The 18,956-nt window shown below is 53.8% G+C and carries 21 protein-coding genes; 20 read left to right on the top strand and 1 reads right to left on the bottom strand.

Annotated elements, in window-relative coordinates; all coding sequences use genetic code 11:
* Positions 1–441: 441 nt before the first annotated feature.
* The 11 genes from spoIID (at position 442) to DI44_RS00475 (ending at position 11,609) form a co-directional block, all read left to right on the top strand.
* On the top strand, positions 442–1,473 hold the full coding sequence (gene spoIID / locus DI44_RS00425; RefSeq protein WP_011232807.1) for a stage II sporulation protein D: 1,032 nt from the start codon (positions 442–444) through the stop codon (positions 1,471–1,473).
* Positions 1,474–1,646: 173 nt separating this feature from the next.
* Complete coding sequence (locus DI44_RS00430) at positions 1,647–2,534, top strand: M23 family metallopeptidase (RefSeq protein WP_021321921.1); 888 nt, start codon at positions 1,647–1,649, stop codon at positions 2,532–2,534.
* A 206-nt stretch (positions 2,535–2,740) separates the two neighbouring features.
* Positions 2,741–3,190, top strand: a complete 450-nt coding sequence (locus tag DI44_RS00435; RefSeq protein WP_021321922.1) for an Lrp/AsnC family transcriptional regulator — start codon at positions 2,741–2,743, stop codon at positions 3,188–3,190.
* Between the two features lie 235 nt (positions 3,191–3,425).
* Complete coding sequence (gene nikB, locus DI44_RS00440) at positions 3,426–4,367, top strand: nickel ABC transporter permease (RefSeq protein WP_021321924.1); 942 nt, start codon at positions 3,426–3,428, stop codon at positions 4,365–4,367.
* 26 nt (positions 4,368–4,393) lie between these two features.
* Entirely contained in the window at positions 4,394–5,299 is a 906-nt protein-coding gene (locus DI44_RS00445) for an ABC transporter permease (RefSeq protein ID WP_021321925.1), read from the top strand.
* Positions 5,300–5,330: 31 nt separating this feature from the next.
* Entirely contained in the window at positions 5,331–6,893 is a 1,563-nt protein-coding gene (locus DI44_RS00450; protein ID WP_021321926.1) for a glutathione ABC transporter substrate-binding protein, read from the top strand.
* Positions 6,894–6,901: 8 nt separating this feature from the next.
* Positions 6,902–7,906, top strand: coding sequence for an ABC transporter ATP-binding protein (locus DI44_RS00455; RefSeq protein ID WP_023633282.1), 1,005 nt, complete (start codon positions 6,902–6,904; stop codon positions 7,904–7,906).
* Entirely contained in the window at positions 7,878–8,855 is a 978-nt protein-coding gene (locus DI44_RS00460) for a dipeptide ABC transporter ATP-binding protein (RefSeq protein WP_023633281.1), read from the top strand. The genes DI44_RS00455 and DI44_RS00460 overlap by 29 nt, the downstream gene beginning before the upstream one ends.
* A gap of 12 nt (positions 8,856–8,867) precedes the next feature.
* The gene (locus DI44_RS00465; RefSeq protein WP_033026605.1) at positions 8,868–10,472 is read left to right on the top strand and encodes a gamma-glutamyltransferase family protein; all 1,605 of its coding nucleotides are present in this window, start codon (positions 8,868–8,870) and stop codon (positions 10,470–10,472) included.
* A 25-nt stretch (positions 10,473–10,497) separates the two neighbouring features.
* Complete coding sequence (locus tag DI44_RS00470) at positions 10,498–11,079, top strand: chromate transporter (protein ID WP_033026603.1); 582 nt, start codon at positions 10,498–10,500, stop codon at positions 11,077–11,079.
* The gene (locus tag DI44_RS00475) at positions 11,076–11,609 is read left to right on the top strand and encodes a chromate transporter (protein WP_033026602.1); all 534 of its coding nucleotides are present in this window, start codon (positions 11,076–11,078) and stop codon (positions 11,607–11,609) included. The genes DI44_RS00470 and DI44_RS00475 overlap by 4 nt, the downstream gene beginning before the upstream one ends.
* Positions 11,610–11,819: 210 nt before the next feature.
* Here the strand turns inward: DI44_RS00475 and DI44_RS00485 are convergent, their stop codons facing one another.
* A complete protein-coding gene (locus DI44_RS00485) occupies positions 11,820–12,329 on the bottom strand; it encodes a BsuPI-related putative proteinase inhibitor (protein ID WP_011232802.1) in 510 nt (169 codons plus the stop codon).
* Between the two features lie 310 nt (positions 12,330–12,639).
* Between DI44_RS00485 and spoIIID the strand changes: the two genes are divergently transcribed.
* From spoIIID to DI44_RS00530, 9 genes are all read left to right on the top strand, one after another.
* Positions 12,640–12,903: a sporulation transcriptional regulator SpoIIID gene (gene spoIIID / locus DI44_RS00490; RefSeq protein WP_008880665.1), complete on the top strand. Its 264-nt coding sequence runs from the start codon at positions 12,640–12,642 to the stop codon at positions 12,901–12,903.
* 106 nt (positions 12,904–13,009) lie between these two features.
* The gene (locus DI44_RS00495) at positions 13,010–14,011 is read left to right on the top strand and encodes a rod shape-determining protein (protein WP_011232800.1); all 1,002 of its coding nucleotides are present in this window, start codon (positions 13,010–13,012) and stop codon (positions 14,009–14,011) included.
* Positions 14,012–14,351: 340 nt separating this feature from the next.
* The gene (locus DI44_RS00500; RefSeq protein ID WP_011232799.1) at positions 14,352–15,182 is read left to right on the top strand and encodes a flagellar hook-basal body protein; all 831 of its coding nucleotides are present in this window, start codon (positions 14,352–14,354) and stop codon (positions 15,180–15,182) included.
* A gap of 18 nt (positions 15,183–15,200) precedes the next feature.
* The gene (locus tag DI44_RS00505; protein WP_033026599.1) at positions 15,201–16,022 is read left to right on the top strand and encodes a flagellar hook-basal body protein; all 822 of its coding nucleotides are present in this window, start codon (positions 15,201–15,203) and stop codon (positions 16,020–16,022) included.
* An 11-nt stretch (positions 16,023–16,033) separates the two neighbouring features.
* Positions 16,034–16,375 (top strand): DNA-directed RNA polymerase subunit beta, encoded by a 342-nt coding sequence (locus DI44_RS00510; RefSeq protein ID WP_011232797.1) that lies wholly within the window; start codon positions 16,034–16,036, stop codon positions 16,373–16,375.
* A gap of 33 nt (positions 16,376–16,408) precedes the next feature.
* Positions 16,409–16,846, top strand: coding sequence for a 3-hydroxyacyl-ACP dehydratase FabZ (gene fabZ, locus DI44_RS00515; protein WP_011232796.1), 438 nt, complete (start codon positions 16,409–16,411; stop codon positions 16,844–16,846).
* A gap of 141 nt (positions 16,847–16,987) precedes the next feature.
* Positions 16,988–17,356, top strand: a complete 369-nt coding sequence (locus DI44_RS00520) for a hypothetical protein (RefSeq protein ID WP_011232795.1) — start codon at positions 16,988–16,990, stop codon at positions 17,354–17,356.
* Between the two features lie 150 nt (positions 17,357–17,506).
* Positions 17,507–18,250, top strand: a complete 744-nt coding sequence (locus DI44_RS00525; RefSeq protein WP_033026597.1) for a YveK family protein — start codon at positions 17,507–17,509, stop codon at positions 18,248–18,250.
* Positions 18,240–18,938 carry a CpsD/CapB family tyrosine-protein kinase gene (locus DI44_RS00530; protein ID WP_033026596.1) on the top strand — a complete coding sequence of 233 codons (699 nt, stop codon included), beginning with the start codon at positions 18,240–18,242 and terminating at the stop codon, positions 18,936–18,938. The genes DI44_RS00525 and DI44_RS00530 overlap by 11 nt, the downstream gene beginning before the upstream one ends.
* Positions 18,939–18,956 lie beyond the last annotated feature (18 nt).

The following is an 18,956-nucleotide window of genomic DNA, read 5'->3' as shown; positions in this document are numbered from 1 at the left end:
CTGCGCGAAATAGGATGAAATTTCTCCATAAGCTTGATCGCATCGCGCGAAGCAAGTCGCGACGGTGGTGAAACATGTGCTTTCGAAAACCCCCTTGTTCCATCGCCCCCTATTCAGTCATCGACTTTTTTCAACGGCTTCATGTTTAGCAGGCTGGCGATTTAAGGGGAAATGCTGTTCTCCAACAGTGTTTCTCAAATGGAAAAACCTTGAAACACCATAGCGTCATTCCTTGCGATTTCTCACAAACTGAGCGAATCCGTTGTTTTTCACCAGCCTTTTAGGCGGAGTGCGAAACGCGCTCATGAAGGTTTTGGCTGGAAAGAAAACTGTCATATATACTTGTCCGAGCCCATAACTATAGTAACGAACCGAAGCCAACGCAGGCATTCATTCGCGATGTCCGCTTGTGCTTGGAAAATGCATATTGGGGGCTCGGCTATGGTGAAACGACTGAAACCGGTGATGGCGCTCGCTCTCTCGCTGTTTGTCGCCATCCTCGTCATTCCGACGGCGCTCGTTCTTCCATTTTATGACGGGAAGGTGGCCAAATTGGCCGAACAACTGCACAAGCAAGAACAAGTCCAACGGTCGCAGGCAGCCGAAGGGCCGTCCATCGACGTGGCGGTCTATCGAAGCAAAGAACAACGCGTCGAACATATTCCCCTCGAGCAATACGTCATCGGCGTCGTTGCGGCGGAAATGCCGGCCGAATTTGAACTCGAGGCATTAAAGGCGCAAGCGTTGACGGCAAGAACGTACATCGTGAAGCAATTGCTCGCCAACCAGCCGTTTCGCCTGCCAAAAGGAGCGAATGTGACCGACACGGTGGCTCATCAAGTCTATTACAGCGATGACGAACTGCGAAAACTATGGGGCAGCGACTACGATTGGAAAATGAAAAAAGTGACAAAAGCGGTGATGGACACGCAAGGGCAAATTTTGACATACAACAATGAGCCGATCGAGGCGCTGTTTTTTTCGACAAGCAACGGCTATACGGAAAATTCGGAAGCCTATTGGCAAAGCGATTTTCCGTATTTAAAAAGCGTCGCCAGCCCATGGGACAAACAATCCCCGAAGTTTTACCAGCGAAAAACGATGCCAGTGGCGGAATTCGAGCGAAGACTGGGGGTCGAACTGCCCGCTGACGGCTCAGTCGGCGTCATTGTATCGCGCACTCCCGGCCGACGCGTCGGCGAAGTGAAGATTGGCGGCAAGACGTTTACGGGCCGCGATGTGCGCGAACGGCTCGGATTGCCGTCGAGTGATTTCACCTGGGTGCGCAACGGAGATGACATCATCATTACGACGAAAGGCTACGGCCATGGCGTCGGCATGAGCCAATACGGAGCCAACTTTATGGCCAAAGAAGGGAAAACGTACGCTGACATCGTCAAATATTATTACCGCGGCGTTCATATTTCGTCGGCGACGGCGTTTTTAAACAAATTGACCGCGAAAAATGGATGAACCGGGGTTCTGCCGCCCCGGTTTTCTGTCAAATGTTCGGGGCAAACGGCAGGGAGACGCCCCTCATTTTTTGTATAAAATCTAGCCGAATGTCAAAAAATAAGTGAAAAAATTATTTTCTATGTGTATATCTTTTCCTCTTTCTGTTCAAAATGGTTGCTGAGGTGATGAACATGAGAGAGGAACAAAAACAATCGTCGCTGAAGCGTCTGTTCCGCAAACGTTGGGTATTTCCGGCGATCTATTTATCGTCTGCCGCATTAATCGTCGCTGGTGCGCTTTGGTTCCAATTGGGCAAAGAGGAGAATACGGGCAGAGACAACGTGGCGAAAAACGGCACCGCCCAGCAAGAAAATCCGGCTGTTCCGGTCAATGAAACGGTCGAAACGATTGCGATGCCGGTGCTTGATCCAAATGTGGTGCAAGTGAAAACGCCATTCTACGATGACAAAGCATCGGAAGCAGAACAGGAAGCAGCCCTCGTCTTTTATGATCATACGTACCACCCGAACCAAGGCATCGATCTTGTGCGCCAAGACGGCAAAACGTTTGATGTCACCGCTTCCTTAAGCGGCACGGTGACGAAAGCGGAAAAAGACCCGATTTTGGGATATGTTGTCGAAATCAATCATGAACAAGGGGTCACGACCGTCTATCAATCGCTCGCTGATGTGAAAGTCGAAGCCGGCGACACGGTGAAACAAGGTGAAGTGATCGGCAAGGCAGGGCAAAGCGAATTCAACAAAGAAGCCGGCATCCACGTCCACTTTGAAATTCGCAAAGACGGCCGGGCGGTCAACCCGATCGACTATGTCGACAAACCGTTGACGGCTTTGACTGACAAAGCGGAAGACAAAACGGGAACCGATCGCGCCGCCACGAGCAAAGAAAAAGAATTGATGCCAAGTGACGAAACAGCGCCGACAGACGAAAACCCAGCGAATGAACAACCATCGGCTGACGACCATTCGACGACGCCAAGCGACAACAATCAAGACGAAAACAACGACGCTTCATCCTACAAAACGCCAGACGCCTCGATCGGCATGGCAAGAGCGTAATCGACAAGGCGTCGAGCAAGAGGAAACGAAAAACGCGACGAAAAGGCCTGTCCGTTTGCCAAGACAAGCGGGCGGGTCTTTTTTCATCGTCGTTTCACGAGACTTTTGCACCGCAGGGGCTGCGGACGGGGATTGAAAAAGCTTTTAACCTCATGCTAGAGCCGTTATAATGATAGAAAAATGGATGCTAGGCGGGTGACAAGGCGATGAAACTAGATGACATCGACCGCAAAATTCTGGAAATGTTGATTGAAGATGGCCGCATGTCGTATGTCGACATCGGCAAACGACTGAATCTCTCCCGCGTCGCCGTCCGCGAGCGGGTCAATCAGCTCGTCAAGCACGGTGTGATTGAAAAGTTCACCGTTGTCATCAATTCAGAGAAATTCGGCAAGCAAGTTTCAGCGTTTTTCGAGGTCGACTGTGAACCAGCGTATTTGGTCGAAGTAGCGCAAAAGCTGGCCGAAAACCCGAATGTAGCGAGCTGCTACCAAATGACAGGCCCGAGCACACTCCATATGCATGTCCTCGTTGAAGATTTTGCCGCCCTTGAAAAATTCATCAATAACGAGTTGTACGCGTTGGAAGGCATTACGAGAGTTGAAAGCCATATTTTGCTTCGCCGCTTTAAGAGTCGGACGGGGTTGAAGTTGTAGCCGCCGCCTCTGGTAGGGCCGTGAAGCCCGGTAAAAAGCGTCCCGTAAAGGGGCGTTTTTTATTCATAATAAAAAATTCAATTTTTTTTGAGAATTATGTAGAAAAATGATTCGAATTCCTATATAATCATAAAAAACAAAATAAAAATTAACTTTGTTAAATATCAATTTAATTTTAATTAACAAATGCATATAAAATTCTCTTTTATATAAACAAAAGAAAGGAGTGAATATGATGGCGGGGATGATTGTCAGAAGATTTTTTCAGCTTATCCTCCTATTGGTCGGTATCTCGTTCCTTGTCTTTACGAGCATGTATATCGCTCCGGGGGACCCAGCAACGATCATTGCTGGCCCGACCGCATCACAGTCAGACATCGACGCCATCCGCGAAGATTTAGGGCTTAACGACCCGTTTCTCGTCCAGTATGGCCGTTACATAAGCGGGGTGCTCCATGGCGATCTTGGTTATTCGTACCAAACGAAGCAGCCGGTGTGGGAAGCGATCATGACGCGGTTTCCGAACACGCTTAAGCTAGCCATTGCCAGCATTATTGTGGCGGTAATCATTGGTGTCGTTGCCGGCATTATTTCTGCCATCCGGCAAAATTCATGGTTTGACGTCTCCAGCACCGTCTTTGCTTTGGCAGGCATTTCGATCCCGAACTTTTGGCTTGGCACCGTACTCATTTTAATTTTCGCGGTCAACTTGCAGTTGCTTCCAGTCGGCGGGCTGGATCAGCCGTTTTATACGGCAGAAGGGTTGAAGCAGCTGGTGCTGCCGGCCATTACGCTCGGGACCGGGTCAGCGGCGATGATTGCGAGAATGAGCCGTTCGTCGATGCTCGAGGTCATCCGAGCCGACTTTATTCGGACAGCACGGGCCAAAGGCTTAAGAGAGCGGACGGTCATTTGGGTGCATGCCTTGCGCAACGCCATGATTCCAGTCATTACTGTTATTGGCTTAAACTTTGGTTTTTTGCTCGGCGGCACGATCATCACCGAACAGGTTTTTGCCATTAACGGCGTCGGCCGCCTGATGGTGCAAGCCATTGCCGCCCGGGACTTCCCGATGGTGCAAGGCTCCGTCTTGCTTGTTGCTACGTTGTTTGTCTTAGTCAACCTGATTGTTGACATTATTTATACGTTTATCGACCCGCGTATTAGTTACGATTAAAAGAACGATAGAAAGGGGGAAAATCGATGGAAACCGGTGCAGCGGTGAATACAGGCCATGCCACAGCCGGCCTTGGACGCAAGAAAGAAAAAATGTACATCACCACGATCAAGCGGTTGCTGAAAAACAAGTTGGCAGTTGTGGGGCTTGTCATCATCGCTATTCAAGTACTCATGGCCATCTTCGCCCCGTGGCTCGCCACCCATGATCCGATAAAGCAAAATTTGTCAGCGGCTGAGCTGCCGGTTTTTTCCGATGGACATTGGCTCGGAACCGATAACTACGGGCGGGATATCTGGAGTCGCATCGTGTATGGCGCTCGCATTTCCCTCGTTGTCGGCATCGTTTCCGTCAGCTTAGGGCTGATCGGCGGGGTGGTGCTCGGCCTGTTAGCAGGGTATTACAGAAAACTCGACGGACTGATCATGCGGATTGTCGACTTGCTGTTTGCGTTTCCGGGAATTTTGCTTGCCATGCTTATCATCGCCATTTTAGGCACCGGCTTGATTAATGTGGCGATCGCTATCAGTATTTGGTCGATCCCGACATGCGCCCGCATCGTCCGCGGCAGCGTCTTGTCAGTAAAAAATCGCGAATATATTTTGGCGATGAAAGCGCTCGGGGCGAGCAACGCCCGCATTATCATCAAGCATATTTTGCCAAACTGTTTGGCGCCGATCATTGTGTTTGCGACGATGCGCATGGCAACTGCCATTTTATCTGCTGCCTCGCTCAGCTATTTGGGGCTTGGCGCTCAGCCGCCGACGCCGGAGTGGGGGGCCATGATTGCCGCTGGCCAGGCGTTTATGTGGACGTCGCCGCACATGACGGTCGTTCCAGGCATCGCTATTATGCTCGTCGTTTTCGCCTTTAACGTCGTTGGCGACGGATTGCGCGATGCGCTGGATCCAAACATGGATATCAATCAATAAAAAACTTATATATAGTGTGGAGGGAAAGCCAGTGAAAAAGAAAACGTATTGGTCGTATGTTGTGCTTGCTTTTGTTCTTGCCGTTTCCGCGGCGTTGGCCGGATGCGGAGGCAAATCCGCTTCTAACAACGCCTCGTCCAGTTCGCAAGGGAAAGGAAACGTCGCCCAGGAATTGACGTATGCGACGACATCTGACGTCGTTGGCCTTTCGCCGATTTTAACGAACGATTCCGTCTCGTCTGCCGTTATCGAGCAAGTGTATGAAACGTTGTTCGTCCGTGATCCGGAGACGATGGAAATCAAGCCGCATTTGGCGGAATCGTATGAAACTCCGGATGATAAGACGTGGGTCATCAAATTGAAAAAAGGAATTAAATTCCATGATGGCACCGACTTTAACGCGGAAGCGGTCAAGTATACGTTTGATAAACTAAGAGACCCGAAGACAGCGGCGCCAAGGGCATCGCTTCTTGAACCGGTCGAATCGGTGGAAGTGAAAGATGATTACACGGTAGTGATCAAAACGAAATACCCGTATGGTCCGATGTTGGCGGCCTTGTCGCATACGAACGCTTCCATTGTCAGTCCAACGGCTGATCAAAAACAAGATTTAATGAAACAGCCGGTCGGCACTGGCCCGTTTAAATTTGTTGAATGGGTGCCGGGCGACCATGTGACATTAGAGAAAAACGATGACTATTGGCAAGGGGCGCCGAAGTTGGAAAAAGTGACGTTCAAAGTTGTTCCGGAAGTGACGACGGCGATTTCGATGCTGCAAACGGGCGATGTGCAATTTATCGACAATATCCCGGCTGAACAGTTGTCCCGCGTCGAATCGATGAAAAATGTTCAGCTGATCAAAAAGGAAGGCACACCAGTCTACTATTTAGGCTTTAATATGAAAAAGAAACCGATGAACGAGCTTGCCTTCCGTCAAGCGGTTTCCTATGCGATCAACAAAGATGAGTATATCCAGCAGCTGAAAGGGCTTGGGGTGAAATCAAACAGCGTCATCGGTCCGAAAGTGTTCGGTTATGATGAATCGTCAGAAAACGTCGCTTACACCTATGATCCTGAAAAAGCGAAACAGCTCGTTGAAGAGCATGGCTATAAAGGAACGAAAGTGAAAATTTTGGTCGCCAATACGGCAAATTACATGAAAATGGCGGAGATCGTTCAAGCACAGCTGAAAGAAGTCGGTATCAACGCCGAAATTGAATCGATGGAGTGGGGCACCTTCCTTGATGCAACAAAGCAAGGAAAATACGATATCACATTCCTTGGTTGGACCAACAGCACGGCGGATGGCAGCGAGCTGTTTTATCCAAACTTCCATTCGAAAAACGCTGGAGTATCGAACCGGACGTTCTACAACAACCCGACATTCGACAAACTTGTCGAAGAATCACGTACGACGATCGATCCAGAAGTGCGGAAACAAAAGTTGAAAGAAGCGAATGAATTCTTGTTGAAAGATGCTGCCGTTGTTGTAATGAACCATGGCGTCGTGACGGCGGCTGTTGATCAATCGGTGAAAGGATTGGAGATCGATCCGACAGGACAATGGTCGCTCTATCACGTTCATAGAGAGTAGGGGATAGCATGGCTGAAACATTGTTGCGTGTCGAGAACCTTGTCACGACCTTCAGCACGGCGGAGGGAAAAGTCTCCGCCGTGCGGGGGGTTTCTTTTTCCGTCCGCAAAGGAGAAACACTCTGCATTGTCGGCGAATCAGGGTGCGGGAAAAGCATCACCTCGCTGTCGATTATGGGGTTGCTTCCTAACAACGGGAAGATTGAGAGCGGATCGATTGAGTTTGCAGGACGCGACTTGGTGAAATTGCCGAAAGAAGAGTTGCGCCGCATTCGCGGCAATGAAATCTCGATGATTTTCCAAGAACCAATGACAGCGCTCAACCCTGTGTTTACAGTTGGTTATCAACTTCGTGAGCCATTGATGCTTCATAAAAGACTGTCAAAACGGGAAGCGCACGAACAAAGCATTGAGCTGCTCAAGCAAGTCGGCATCCCATTTCCGGAAAAGCGGATGAAACAATACCCGCATGAGTTGAGCGGCGGGATGAGGCAACGTGTCATGATCGCCATGGCGCTTGCCTGTCATCCGAGCTTGCTCATTGCGGATGAACCGACAACTGCTTTGGATGTGACCATTCAGGCACAAATTTTGGATTTGATCAATGAGTTGAAACAAAAATTGAATATGGCCGTCATTTTGATCACTCATGACATGGGCGTGGTCGCGGAAATGGCGGATCGAGTGATGGTCATGTATGCTGGTGAGAAAGTGGAAGAAGGCGATGTCGAAAGTATTTTCGCCAACCCGCGCCATCCGTACACAAAAGGGTTGTTGAAATCCGTGCCAAGCGTGGATGATGAGGAGTATTCGCTCGAACCGATTCCGGGGACGTTACCCAGTTTAAATGAACAAATTGACGGTTGCCGCTTCCACCCGCGCTGTCCGTTTGCGACCGACCGATGCCGCACGGCGCCGCCGCTGGAGAGAAAAATCAGCAACAACCATTCTGTCCGTTGCTGGCTAGAGGAGGGTGCTCACAGCCATGAGCCAGTCCAAGCAGCCACTTCTTAAGTTGGAAAACGTTAAAAAATATTACCCGATCAGAGGGGGAGTGTTGCGACGCATCCAAGGCTACGTCAAAGCAGTGGAGAACGTTTCCCTTGATGTATTTGCCGGGGAAAGCATTGGCATCGTCGGCGAGTCAGGGTGTGGAAAATCGACCCTTGGCCGGACGATTCTTGGCCTTGAAGAGGCGACGGGGGGCGCCATCTTCTTTCGGGGGGAAGAGATCAGCCGTTTGCCGGAACGGCAACGCAAAAAGTGGAAAAAAGAGATGCAGATGGTGTTTCAAGATCCGTATGCGTCTCTCAACCCTCGCCAACGCATCGGACATGCCTTGGAGGAAGCGTTTATCATCCATACGAACATGACAAAGGCCGAACGCGAAGAGCGGGTATTGCATTTGCTTCAAGAAGTCGGGCTTCGTCCGGAACATTACGACCGATACCCGCATGAATTCAGCGGCGGGCAGCGACAGCGGATCGGCATCGCCCGAGCGATCGCCTTAAACCCGTCGCTCGTTATTTGCGATGAGGCGGTCTCTGCGTTGGACGTATCGGTTCAAGCGCAAATCATTAAACTGTTAAAAGACATCCAAGAAAAACATGAACTGACGTATTTGTTCATTTCCCACGATTTAGGGGTCGTTCGTCATTTTTGCGACCGGGTGCTTGTCATGTATTTAGGCCATACGGTGGAGCTAGCTCCATCTCGGGAGTTGTATGCCAATCCGCTCCATCCATATACAAAAGCATTGCTGTCCGCCATTCCTCGGCCGAAGCCAGGCGCGAAGCGGGAGCGCATTCGTCTTGAAGGGGATTTGCCGAACCCGGCCAACCCGCCAAAAGGATGTCCGTTCCATACGCGCTGCCTGGTGGCGACCGAACGATGCAAACAAGAGCGGCCGGAGTGGAAAGAAGCGGCTCCAGGTCATTTTGTCGCTTGCCATGAAGTGAAGTAAGGAGGAACTGCCATGGACTACCTATACCACCCATACCCATCGCAGCAGATGACGGTGTTCGCCAAAAACGGCGTTGTGGCGACATCGCAGCCGCTCGCGGCGCAGGCGGGGCTTGAGGTGTTGAAAAAAGGCGGCAATGCCATCGATGCGGCGATCGCTGCGGCTGCTTGCTTAACGGTTGTCGAACCGACATCGAACGGCATCGGCGGTGATGCGTTCGCCCTTGTTTGGACGGACGGGAAGCTGTACGGATTAAACGCGAGCGGCTATGCGCCGAAAGCGATCTCGATTGAAGCGCTGAAAGAGCGCGGCTATACAGAGATGCCGAAATACGGCTTTGCTCCGGTGACCGTTCCGGGGGCGCCGGCGGCGTGGGCGGCGCTGTCAAAGCGCTTCGGCCGCCTGCCGCTTGTGGAAACGCTCGCACCGGCGATCGCCTATGCGGAAAACGGCTATCCGGTTTCGCCAGTGCTCGGAAAGTATTGGGCTGCGGCGTTTCGTACATACAAAGAAGCGCTTCGCGGGCCGGAGTTTGCCGCCTGGTTTGCGACGTTTGCGCCGGGCGGCCGCGCGCCGAAGATCGGCGAAGTGTGGGCCTCGCCGGACCATGCGGCGACGCTGCGCTCCATTGCCGAAACGGAAGCGGAAAGCTTTTACCGCGGCGAGCTGGCGGAAAAAATCGCCGCCTTCTCGAAGCAATACGGCGGCTTTTTGGCGGCGGACGACCTCGCCGAGTATGAACCGGAATGGGTCGAGCCGATCTCCGTCTCCTACCGCGGCTATGAGGTGTGGGAAATTCCGCCGAACGGCCAAGGGATTGTCGCGTTGATGGCCATCAACATCATGAACGGGTTTGACGTGCCGAGCGTGCCGGATGTCGAGACGCACCACCGGCAAATCGAGGCGATGAAGCTTGCCTTTGCCGATGGGAAAGCGTACATCGCCGACTGCCGCTATATGAACTGCAGCCCAGACGAGCTGTTGTCGGAATCGTTTGCCGCGATGCGCCGGGCGCAAATCGGCGAGGAGGCGCTGACGCCGGAGCCGGGAACGCCGCCAAAAGGCGGAACGGTCTATTTGGCCGCCGCGGACGGCGAAGGGAATATGGTGTCCTATATTCAAAGCAACTACATGGGCTTCGGCTCGGGCCTCGTCGTCCCAGGAACGGGCATTGCCTTGCACAATCGCGGCCATAACTTCGCCTTTGATGAAGGCCATCCGAACGGGCTGGCGCCAAGGAAAAAGCCGTACCATACGATCATCCCCGGCTTTTTGACCAAAGGCGGCGCGCCGGTCGGCCCGTTCGGTGTCATGGGCGGATTTATGCAGCCGCAAGGGCATCTGCAAGTGATCATGAACACGATCGATTTTGACTTAAACCCGCAAGCGGCGCTCGATGCGCCACGTTGGCAGTGGATGGAAGGGAAAACGGTATTGGTGGAGCCGCACTTCCCGCGCCATATCGCTGAAGCGCTCGCCCGCAAAGGGCATGACATCCGCTTGGCGTTGGACAGCGGACTGTTCGGCCGCGGGCAAATCATTTGGCGCGATCCTGACACCGGCGTGCTCGCCGCCGGGACGGAGCCGCGCACGGACGGTGCGGTGGCCGCTTGGTGAGACTCACGATAAAGGGATGACTTCGATGAACCAGTGGCATTTGTTTCTCGCTTTTTTCCGCGTCGGCATGCTTGGATATGGGGGCGGCCCGTCTTCGATCCCGCTTGTGCGCGCTGAAGTGGTGGCGAAATACCGCTGGATGGAGGATGAAGAATTCGCTGAAATTCTGGCCATCGCCAATGCTTTGCCCGGCCCGATCGCCACGAAGCTTGCCGGCTATATCGGCTACCGTGTCGGCGGCGCGCTCGGTTTAGTGAACGCCGTGTTGGCGACGACGGCCCCGACGGTCGTGTTGATGATCGTGCTGTTGGCCGCCTTATCCTCGTTTAAAGACACACCATGGGTCGCTGGGATGACCAAAGCGGTCGTGCCGGTCGTGGCCGTCATGCTTGCCGAGATGACGTGGCAGTTCGCCAAACAGGCGCGCGCCGCCCTCGGCTGGCGGCCGGCCGCCCTGCTCCTTCTTGCCTGCTTTTTGGCCTTGCAGTGGCTCGGCCTTCATCCGGCGCTTGTGGTCGCAGTGTTGCTTGCGGCCGCGTTTGTCGGCCGAAGCAAGCCGAAGGCGGTGGATAGAGACAAAGGCGGAGAAAGGAGGGCGTCGTCATGATCTACTGGCAGCTGTTTCTCGCCTTTTTTTGGCCCGGCATTCTCGGCTACGGCGGCGGCCCGGCTTCCATCCCACTCATCGAGCACGAGGTCGTTGACCGCTACGGCTGGATGACGGTCAACGAATTCAGCGAGGTGCTGGCGCTTGGCAACTCTCTTCCCGGCCCCATTGCGACGAAAATGGCAGGTTATATCGGATACGAACAAGCCGGCGTCCTTGGCGCTGCCATCGGAGTGTTTGCCAGCGTCGCTCCGTCGCTTATTTTGCTGATGGCTCTTTTGCAGCTCTTGTACAAATGGAAAGACGCGCCGCAAGTGAAGCGGCTCACCGCCTACATCCGCCCAGCGATCGCCGTGATGCTCGGGATTATGGCGATCGACCTTTTCCGCGAATCGTACGAAGGGGCCGGGCTCGGCCAAACGGCGTTTCTCACCGCCGCGAGCGCTTTTTTGCTGCTGGGCAAATGGCGCATCCACCCAGCGTACGTCATCGTCTTGGCGCTTGTGTATGGGGCTTTCTTTTTGTCGTAATGCAGGGAAAATCTTTTCGGCGCTGCAACGGGATGCTTCATCCATGGGTGAGCATCCCTCTTTTTGTGGCAGCGCGGGCAAAAAAGAACATCGATGCAGAAATTCCTGTTGGAAAAGGCCGCAAAAAGCGCTCGGGACAGGAGCGTTTTCCTAATTTAGACGCCGGATGGCGAGCGCGGCAACAGCCGCGAAGGCAAACCGGCAGCGCCTTCACTCGACCGTAAATGTCGCCTTCGCCCGCGCGTTCGGCCAGTTTGGATCAGCGAGCCACCACTCAAGCGTATACGTCCCCGGTTCTAGGTCGCGGAACGTTTCCTGAAACGACAGCTCTTCCCCCTGTTTTAACGGCCGTTCCTCATAAATTTGCGCAAACATCTTCCCTTCGCTGAACTGCTTCATCTTTTGTCCATCGCGGTATAAAACGTAGTCATACTTTTTCGAGCTCGTAAACGTCACCGTTTGCACGCGTTCGGTTTGGTTTTTCACCGTGAAGGTAAACACGTATGCCCCGTTTTGTTTTTCATATGTCAGCGATGGCTCAAGCGTCCCGGCGATGATGCCTTTTCCGCCCGCGGGCGCCGGTTTGCCTGATGGCGCTGGGGCAAGCAAATCGTCTTTCGCTTGCGGCCGTTCGTCGGCATTGACATGCACGAGCAGTGCGCTCGCTGCCGCTACCCCTGCTAACGCCGCGGCGATGCCGATCACTTTTCCTTTGCCCATGTCGGTGCCTCCTTTTTACCTCTTTATAATATAGTCGTTTCCCATTTCGCTCTCGTTACAAACCGCAAAAAAATTGTGAAAAAACCGTTGTCCGCCTTGATATTTCTGGTATATATGCCCGATTTGTCTAATAAAATGTTACAAATTGAACAGCAATGAGAGTGGTTGAGGTGGGGATCGTTCACAACCGGCAAGCGACGCGATGAAGACGCTTCTAAGACATCCAACGAAAGCGGCGCCCATCATTGGCAAGACGAGTCTCATTTCACACTTCTCACTTCTCACATCCAACCTAGGGAGGGCGAGTGGTGTGCACGATTACATCAAAGAGCGTACGATCAAGATTGGCAAGTATATCGTGGAGACAAGGAAAACCGTTCGCGTCATTGCGAAAGAATTTGGCGTATCCAAAAGCACCGTGCATAAAGACTTGACCGAGCGGCTGCCGGAAATCAACCCGGAACTGGCCCAAGAAGTCAAACAAATTCTCGATTACCATAAATCGATCCGCCATTTGCGCGGCGGGGAAGCAACGAAGAAAAAGTATAAAAAGCAAGCAGTGAAAAACAACTGACTTTTTCCTTGCCATCTGCCGTTTGCAGTATCATTCCGGGAGGCAAATATGGTAGAATAAACAATTAGGAATGATTTTAGGGCAGAGGCAAGGAGGAGCAAGTCATATGTTTTCACGAGACATCGGCATCGACCTAGGCACGGCGAACGTCCTCATTTTCGTCAAAGGCAAAGGCATCGTGCTCAATGAGCCGTCCGTCGTGGCGATCGATAAACACACGAACAAAGTGCTGGCAGTGGGCGAAGAAGCACGACGAATGGTCGGACGTACTCCTGGGAATATTGTTGCCATTCGGCCGCTCAAAGACGGCGTCATCGCGGATTTTGACATTACCGAAGCCATGCTGAAGCATTTCTTAAGCAAGCTCGACCTAAAAGGCTTTTTCGCCAAACCGCGCATTTTGATTTGTTGCCCGACGAACACAACATCCGTGGAACGGAAAGCGATCAAAGAGGCAGCGGAAAAAAGCGGCGGCAAAAAAGTGTACTTGGAGGAAGAGCCGAAAGTCGCAGCCATTGGCGCCGGAATGGACATTTTTCAGCCGTGCGGAAACATGGTCGTTGATATTGGCGGTGGCACGACTGACGTCGCGGTTCTCTCGATGGGAGACATCGTCACCGCCTCTTCCATTAAAATGGCCGGGGACAAGTTTGATATGGAGATTTTAAACTACATCAAGCGCGAATATAAGCTGCTCATTGGGGAGCGAACGGCCGAGGAAATCAAGATTAAGGTCGCAACGGTATTCCCAGGCGCACGGTCCGAAGAAATCGACGTCCGCGGCCGCGATCTCGTCACCGGACTGCCGCGCACGATCACCGTTCGATCGGAGGAGATCGAACGGGCGCTTCGCGAGCCGGTGTCGTTGATTGTACAAGCCGCCAAAAGCGTGCTCGAGCGCACCCCGCCGGAATTGTCGGCGGATATTATCGACCGCGGCGTCATTTTAACGGGTGGCGGTGCATTGCTTCATGGCATCGATTTATTGCTGTCAGAAGAGCTGAAGCTTCCGGTGTTCGTCGCGGAGAATCCGATGGACTGCGTCGCTCTTGGCACCGGGATTATGCTGGAAAACATCGATCGGGCGCCAAAATCGCAATTGATTTAAAAAGCCGTCATGCCCTTTGGCCAAGAGATGGTTCATCTGGATCAACCTTATAGAGTCAACCTTTTGCGTCATTCAGGCGCAGACCGCTTTGGAAGGACGTTTTTCTCATGGCTTGATCAAAATGGATACAACCGCCGCCGGGACAAGCGAGGCGGGCAAAAAAGGAATGGCGGGGGATGCCGCGGCTGCCCTTTCCCGCTTATAATGAAAGATGGAATGGAAAGGAGCGGAGCGGCAGGGCAACGCGCCGCCCGCTTGACCATAGGGAACACCCCATCCGCCGCTACCCAAAGAGCGGCCGCGGCTTTTTCTGATCGATCGGACAAGCGAGGTGCTGGTCATGTTGAGAGGGTTGTACACCGCCGCGAGCGGCATGTTGGCGCAAGAGCGGCGCGTGGATTGGTTGACGAACAATTTGGCGAACGCCGAAACGCCGGGATACAAAGCCGATGCGGCCGCGATGAGAGCGTTTCCGGAACTGTTGATGAGCCGCCTCGAGGATCAACCGATCCCGACCGCCTCAAGGCGCGCCATCCCGACGCAAACCGTCATTGGGCCGCTCGTTACGGGCGTCTATATGCAAGAACTCATCCCGAACTTCCGCCAAGGGGATGTGAAAGAAACCGGCTTGGCGACCGATATCGCCCTTGTGGACGGACAAGTCCCCGTCGACCGGGCGAGCGGCCAGCGAGGCGCGCTGTTTTTTGCCGTCGCCAACGGTCAAGGGGAGGTCCGCTACACAAGAAACGGTCATTTCACCTTGAGCCCGGACGGCTACTTGACGACGCAAGAGGGCTGGTATGTGCTTGATGCCAATGGCGAGCGCATTCCGCTCTCAAGCGAGCGGTTTGCCGTCCGCGACGATGGAACGATCATCGATGAGAATGGGACGGCCACCCGTCTCGGCGTTGCATTCGCCGCCAATCCGCAAACGTTGGTCAAGGAAGGAAACGGCTTATTCCGCAGCACGACAGGGCCGTTGCCGCAGGCGCCCGGCAATGTGACGTATACGGTGAAACAGCGTTTTCTCGAGCGGTCGAACGTCGACATTGAGCGGACGATGACCGATTTGCTCGCTGCCTACCGCGCATTTGAAGCAAACCAAAAAATCGTCCAAGCGTACGACCGCAGCTTGGACAAGGCCGTCAACGAAGTCGGCCGCCTGAAATGATGAAAGGGGGACAAGCCCGTGCTCCGTTCGATGCTCACCGCCGCCAACACGATGAATGCCTTGCAACAGCGGCTCGATACGATCAGCCATAACATCGCCAACAGCAACACCGTCGGCTTTAAACGGCGCGAAGCGAGCTTTGCCGAGCTCTTGACCCAACAAATCGACCGCCTGCCGAACGACGAAGCGCCCCGGCAAACGCCAGCGGGCGTGCGCTACGGCAACGGGGCGCGTCTCGCTTCGACAATGCTCATCACCAAGCAAGGTGCGCTGGTGGAAACCGGCCGCCGCCTGGATTTTGCCTTGACGGACGAAAACCAATGGTTCCGCGTCCGTCTGGCCGATCAAAACGGTGCGGAAACGATCGGCTACACCCGCGCCGGCAACTTTTCGCTTGCGCCCATGAACGGCCAGCTTGCTTTGACGACAAGCGACGGCCTGTTTGTGCTTGATGAAAGGAACGCGCCGATTGTGCTTCCCGCCGATGCGCATGACGTACAGATGTCCCCGACTGGGACGTTGACGGCAACCAATACCGACGGCCGCGTCGTCGCCCGCGTCAATTTGGGCGTCACCATGATCCGCCGTCCGCAGCTTCTGGAAGCCCGCGGCGGCAATGTCTATGCGCTTCCCAACGTCCCAGGCGCGGCCGAAGAACTGAACGGCAGCTTGCGCGGCCAAATCAGCGTCAAGCAAGGCGCGCTCGAACAAGCGAACGTCGACCTTGGCGAGGAAATGGTCGGCCTGATGGCGACAAGCCGAGCGTATCAGCTCAACGCCCGCGCCGTTTCCATCTCCGAACAAATGCTCGGGCTGATTAACGGCATGCGCTCCTCATAAGGAGGATCGCGATGAGTGACGAGAGGCATCAAGAACCTATGCGCTCGCCGTCTTCCCGGATGGCGAGGCGGAAAGGCCGAGTAAGAAAGAGCCCGCCGACTCCCGCCGAACCGGAAGCCAAAGCCCTTCCGCCGGAAGGGGAGGCGGCCGCGCCGCGCCGGTTCGTCCGCACCCGGCTCATCCCGATCTGGCTTCGGCTGATCATCGTGATCGTCTTGATGGCCGCAAGCCTCGCCGCCGGCGCGGTCGTCGGCTACAGCGCCATCGGCGATGGGAAGCCGCTCGATGTATTCCGCCCGTCCACGTGGAAGCACATCATCGATATCGTCGAGAAAGGAACGGATCGCGGCTGATGAAGCCGCCAAACGAGAGAAAGGAGTTTGTCCATGCTTGACATCCAGCAAATCCAGTCCATCATCCCGCACCGCTATCCGTTTTTGCTTGTCGACCGCATTCTGGAAATCGAAGAAGGCAAGCGCGCCGTCGGCATCAAAAACGTCAGCGCCAACGAATCATTTTTCGCCGGCCATTTCCCGGAATACCCGGTCATGCCCGGCGTGTTGATCGTCGAGGCGCTCGCCCAAGTCGGCGCCGTCGTCCTCCTGCAAAGCGAGGAAAACCGCGGCCGCCTCGCCTTCTTCGCCGGCATCGACAACTGCCGTTTTAAAAAGCAAGTCAAACCGGGCGACCAGCTCCGCTTGGAAGTCGAAATCCTCCGCGCCCGCGGCGCCATCGGCAAAGGCAAAGGCATCGCCACCGTCGACGGCGAGCTTGTCTGCGAAACGGAGTTGATGTTCGCTCTTGGCGACAAACGAGCTGACTGAACAAAACGCGTTCCTTCGGGGAGCGCGTTTTTTTGTCGGCTGCGCTATATAGCGTGCGAATGAAAAGTTTCTTTCTGGGAAAGATAAACAAGGACCGGCCTTACATAAGGTCACCACAACCAATAGAAAGGAGCAGATAGGATGAAGAAAAAAGCGTTGCTGATCCGGCTGTTCAGCGCCCTTGTCGCCCTCTTTTTAGCGGCTGGATGCAATATGAACCGCGACAACAACAATCCTCCGCCGCCAAACAACCAAAACGATGTCAACGACCAAGACGTAAACCCGGCTGATGACATCAACCAAAACGATAACGTCGACAACGACAAAGACAATGACGGCATCCCGGACAACCGCGATACCGATTTGAACGACAACCAAAACAATCAACTCCCGCCGGGAGACGACACGAACAACGGACCGGGCGACGATGAGCGCGATACGGTTCCGGACCGCGAAGACCCGATTGAAGATCCGCGGGATGCGAATGACAAAGACAATAAAGACGAATAGCGCAAACAAAGGCTGCCTGTCGGGCGGCCTTTTCATTTGGCCAAAATTAGTACCGATTTCGGCTAGATATGTCTGTTGATATCCGCTATAATGGGGATGTCCATCGATTGTCGAAAAATGCGGACAGGAGAATCATAGGGGGGGGACACAATGGAAGAAACAATCAGCCTGCGCGAGCTGTTCGATACATTGCGCAAACGGCTTTGGCTCATCGTCCTGATCACCGCGCTCGCCACCGTCGTGAGCGGCGTGGTCAGTTATTTTCTACTGACGCCGATTTACGAGGCGTCGACGCAAATTCTCGTCAACCAGGCGAAATCCGAGCAGCAGCTCTACAACTTCAACGAAATCCAAACGAACGTGCAGCTCATTAACACGTACAGCGTCATCATTAAAAGCCCGACGATTTTGGAAAAAGTGAAAGACGAGCTCCACCTTGACCGGACGCTTGACGAACTGAACGAACAAATTCAAGTCTCAAGCGAAAAAGACTCACAAGTGTTCTCTGTCACCGTCCAAGACCCAGATCCAGCCATGGCGGCCAAGATCGCCAACAAAACGGCGGAAGTGTTCAAAAACGAAATCGTCAAAATCATGAACATCGACAACGTCACCATTCTCTCGAAAGCGGAAGTGAAAGAGCATCAAGCCCCGGTCAAGCCGAAGCCGCTTCTCAATATGGCCATCGCCTTTGTCGTCGGCCTCATGACTGGCGTCGGACTTGCCTTCCTGCTTGAGTATTTGGACAACACGATCAAAACGGAAGAAGACGTCGAAAAGCATCTCGGCCTGCCGGTGCTCGGCGCGGTCAGTTTGATCACGGCTGAAGGCGGCCAAAAAGCGAGACGCGAATCCGCCATTCCACAAACAAGAGGTGAAACCATTGGCTCGTAAACCAGCAACATCGATCCGCAAAGCGGAGCGGAGGCTGATCACGGTCGACAACCCAAAATCGCCCATCGCGGAGCAATACCGAACGATCCGAACGAATATCCAATTTTCATTCATTGATGCGCCGCTCCGCTCCCTAATTGTCACGTCAACCGGCCCTGGCGAGGGAAAATCGACCACCGCGGCGAACTTGGCTGTCGTCTTCGCTCAACAAGGGAAAAAGACATTGCTCATTGATGCCGACTTGCGCAAGCCGACCGTCCATTACACCTTCCGGTTAAACAACTACATGGGATTAACGAACGTTTTGACGGGTTCGGCGCCGCTGTTGTCGACGTGTCAAGCGACCGAAATCGACCACTTATCAATCTTAACGTCTGGCCCGATCCCGCCGAACCCTGCCGAGCTGCTCAGCTCGAACGCGATGGCGCAATGCCTCGAACAGTTGTATGAGACGTTTGATCTTGTCATCTTCGATACCCCGCCCGTCCTCGCCGTGACGGACGCACAAATTTTAGCCAACCAATGCGACGGCACGGTGCTGGTCATCGAAAGCGGCGGCACCGAAATCGAAGCGGCCATCAAGGCGAAAGAACTGCTCGAAGCGGCCAACGCCAAACTGCTCGGCGTTGTCTTGAACAAGCGGAAGCACCGTGACGGCGGGTACTATTACTACTATCAATACAAGTAACCACAAACGGCTTCCCGA

Origin of the sequence: Geobacillus sp. CAMR5420 (genome assembly GCF_000691465.1) — a bacterium.
Lineage (GTDB): Bacteria > Bacillota > Bacilli > Bacillales > Anoxybacillaceae > Geobacillus > Geobacillus thermoleovorans.
This window is presented reverse-complemented; position numbering and strand designations above follow the sequence as displayed.